At 63.2% G+C, this 3,710-nt stretch carries 3 protein-coding genes; all 3 read left to right on the forward strand.

Annotation, left to right across the window (positions count from 1 at the left end):
• Positions 1-1,077: alpha-L-arabinofuranosidase C-terminal domain-containing protein (locus tag ACK41U_RS19070; protein ID WP_409683787.1), on the forward strand; the 1,077-nt coding region annotated here is incomplete at its 5' end.
• Positions 1,078-1,104: 27 nt separating this feature from the next.
• On the forward strand, positions 1,105-2,190 hold the full coding sequence (locus ACK41U_RS19075; RefSeq protein ID WP_409683791.1) for an ABC transporter ATP-binding protein: 1,086 nt from the start codon (positions 1,105-1,107) through the stop codon (positions 2,188-2,190).
• Between the two features lie 45 nt (positions 2,191-2,235).
• Entirely contained in the window at positions 2,236-3,513 is a 1,278-nt protein-coding gene (locus ACK41U_RS19080; RefSeq protein WP_409683795.1) for an extracellular solute-binding protein, read from the forward strand.
• Positions 3,514-3,710: the final 197 nt, after the last annotated feature.

A 3,710-nucleotide genomic window follows, 5' to 3' on the forward strand; every position in this document is an offset into this window, starting at 1 on the left:
TATTGGAGCGATCTGCGCCGCGAACATGGCGTGGCCGATCCCTATAACGTGCAGATGTGGTGTCTGGGCAATGAGATGGACGGCCCCTGGCAGATCGGCCACAAAGAGGCCAAGGAATATGGCCGTCTGGCGGATGAGACATCAAAGGCCGTCAAGGCCTTTGGCAAGGGCATCGAAACGGTCGTCTGCGGCTCGTCCAATGACGGGATGGCCAGCTACCCCGAATGGGAACGGCAGGTGCTGGACGAATGCTATGAGAATGTCGATTACATCTCACTGCACAAATATTTCGGCAACAGCAGCCATAACAGCCTGAACTATTTCGCCAAGATCGACGAGACGGGCCGCTATATTCAGGCCATCGGCGGGGTGATCGACTTCATCAAGGCCAAGAAGCGCGCCAGGAATGACGTCTATATCTGCTTTGACGAATGGAACGTCTGGTATCACAACCGCGAACAGGACAGCCGCAACTGGCAGGAATGGGACTGGCCCGAGGCGCCCGAGCTGCTGGAAGAGGATTACAACCTCGAAGACGCGCTGCTGGTGGGCGGGCTGCTGAACGAATTCATCCGCCGGTCGGACCGGGTCAAGATCGCCTGTATCGCTCAGCTTGTGAATGTGATCGCGCCGATCCGGGCGGAAAAGGGCGGCAAGGCCTGGGCCACCTCGATCTATTACCCCTATCAGTTCGCCAGCCTTTATGGGCGCGGCACGGCGCTGAATGTGGCGGTGGACGGGCCGCGCTATAACGCAGAGGTGGCGCAGGACGTCAATTACCTCGACATCGCCTCGGTGCTGGCGCCTGACGGCAAATCGCTGACGGTGTTTGCGATCAACCGCCACCCCGATGAGGTGATGGAGCTGGATCTGGCGCTGCACGGCTTCAAGGGGGCGCAGCTGATCGACCATCAGGTTCTGGGCGGCGACGGCACCGGCGCGCGCGAGGCCAATACCAGCGCCGATCCCGACCGGATCAGACCGCGCAAGGGCGACAAGCTGACCGTTTCGGACGATGGCATCCGTGCCGGTCTGCCGGCCTTTTCCTATCACCTGATACGGGTCGCGCTGGAATGATCAGCGCTGCAGGGAGGAGGGCCACGGATGGATGATACCGGAGTAGAGCTAGGCGCCGTCACCAAATCCTTTGGCGCGGTCGATGTGATCCGTGGCGTCGATATCCGTATCGAAAAGGGCGAATTTGCCGTCTTCATCGGCCCCTCGGGCTGCGGCAAATCCACCCTTTTGCGGATGATCGCGGGGCTGGAGGATACGACATCGGGCAGCATCCGCATCGGTGCCCGCGACGTGACCGACGAAGACCCGTCCCGGCGCGGCGTGGCGATGGTGTTTCAGTCCTACGCCCTTTATCCGCATCTGACGGTGTTCGAGAATATGGCATTCAGCCTGCGTCTGGCGCGCGAACGCAAGGATGTGGTGCGCCAGAAGGTGAACGAGGCCGCCGACATCCTGCGCCTGACCGATCAGCTGCAGCTGAAGCCGGGGCAGCTGTCGGGCGGGCAGCGTCAGCGCGTCGCCATCGGGCGTGCCATCGTGCGCGCGCCGCAGGTGTTTCTGTTCGACGAGCCGCTGTCCAATCTGGATGCGGAACTGCGTGTGCAGATGCGGCTGGAACTGGCGCGGCTGCACAAGGCGCTTGGCGCGACGATGATCTATGTGACCCATGACCAGGTCGAGGCGATGACGCTGGCCGACAAGATCTTTGTTCTGCAGGGCGGGCATGTGCAGCAATCGGGCAATCCGCTGGATCTGTACGAAGACCCCTCGAACCGCTTTGTCGCGGGGTTTATCGGCTCGCCCGCGATGAACTTTTTCGACGCCACGGTGGCGGGTCACGGCGATCACGGCATCACCGCGCAGGTGGCGGGGCAAGGCGACCTGGCCCTTGACATCCCGGTTGCGGCGCGTCCGCCGGTGGGGGCGGGCATCGTTCTGGGCATCCGCCCCGAACATCTGACCCTGACCGACGGGCCGGGCCTGCGCGTGGCGGTCGATGTGGCCGAGGAACTGGGCGGCGTGTCCTATCAGCATGGCGTGCTGGAAAACGGCGGCGCGGTCGTGTTCCAGCAAAACGGCATCCGCCACGGCATGCGCGGCACGGTGCAGACCGTCGCGCCCGATCCGGGCCGCATCTATGTCTTTGCAGAGAGCGGAGACCGGCTGCGCTAGGCACATCAGACCAATTCATTTGTCTTCTGGAGGAGGAGAAACAAAATGACAGGTATTCTTTCAAGGCTTCTGACCGGCGCGGCACTGGTGGCGGGCATGTCCGGCCCGGCGCTGGCTGCGGTCGAGCTGGAATGGTGGGACTTTCTCGCGGGCGGGGATGGCGTGCGCATGAAGGCGCTGATCGCGCAGTTCAACGAGGAACATCCCGATATCCGCATCACCGGCACCACCTCGGAATGGGGGCTGCCGTTCTATACCAAGGTCCGCACCTCGGTCGCGGTGGGGCAAGGCCCCGATATCATGACCTATCACCTCTCGCGCCTGCCGATTGCGCTGGATGAGGGGGTGCTGTCGCCGATCACCGATGAGGATCTGGCGACCGCCGGTATCAGCCGCGAGGAATTCATCGCCCCGGCACTGGCGGCGGCGCTGGATGATGAGGGGCAGCTGATGGCGGTGCCCTTCGATGTCCACGCGGTCGTGGCCTATTACAACCGAAGCGCGCTGGAAGGCACCGACTGGCTGGACGCTGACGGCAACCTGACCGGCATCGCCTCGGTCGAGGATCTGACCGCGCTGCTGACATGGGCCAGCGAGAACGGCTTTTCCGACCCGCTGAGTTTCCAGACCGAGGGCGGCGGCGGCACGTGGCGCATGTTCTATACGTTGCTGCGCCAGCAGGGCGGCGAGATGATCACCGATGGTGAGGTCCTGGCGGGCGACAATCTGGACAAGGCCGTGAACGCCATCCAGATCCTGACCGACTGGCGCGAGGCCGGGCTGATCCCCGAACAAGCATCCTATGAGGCATCCGTCGCGCTGTTCTCGGGCGGCAGATCGATCATGCACATCAATGGCGTGTGGGAGGTTCCGACCTTCTCGGATCAGGCCGACGCGGGGACGCTTGGGTTTGAATGGTTCGCCAATGAGGCGCCGCAACTGCTGGACCAGCCCGCGACATGGGCCGATTCCCACGCCATCGCGCTGCCCAACAACCCCGATATGGACCCCGAAACGCGCGCCGCCGCCATGACCGCCATCGGCTGGCTGCAGCAGAATTCGCTGGCATGGGCCGGGGCCGGTCACATCCCGGCCTATCTGCCGACCGTCGACAGCGACGACTACCAGCAGATGCAGCCCAACGCGACCTATGCCTCGCTGGCCGACAACGCGGCCTTTGATCCCAGATCGCGGATCGCCGGGGTGGCCTCGCCGATCTATGATGCGGTCAACAACCTCGTCTCGCCCGCGATGCACGGCTATCTGGAACCGCAGGACGCCGCCCAGCAGATGAAACAGGAACTGCAGTCGCTGCTGGACTGATGCTGACCACATGACCGGGGGCGCCGCGCAGGCTGTCCCCGGTCTGATCCCCGCGCAAAAGAGGCCACGATGTCAAAGAGCAGGCGCAAGAGCCGTGAGACGCGGGCGGCCATCATCCTGGTGATGCCGTTTCTGCTGATCTTTTCGGTGTTCTTCCTTTACCCGACGATCAAGGTCGTGATGCTGAGTTTCACGAA

This window comes from Paracoccus sp. (in: a-proteobacteria) (assembly GCF_046289755.1).
Classification (GTDB): Bacteria; Pseudomonadota; Alphaproteobacteria; order Rhodobacterales; family Rhodobacteraceae; genus Paracoccus.

Coding starts and splice junctions, on each gene's coding strand:
- ACK41U_RS19080 (WP_409683795.1), top strand. CDS start 2,236: ATGACAGGTATTCTTTCAAGGCTTCTGACCGGCGCGGCACTGGTGGCG.
- ACK41U_RS19075 (WP_409683791.1), top strand. CDS start 1,105: ATGGATGATACCGGAGTAGAGCTAGGCGCCGTCACCAAATCCTTTGGC.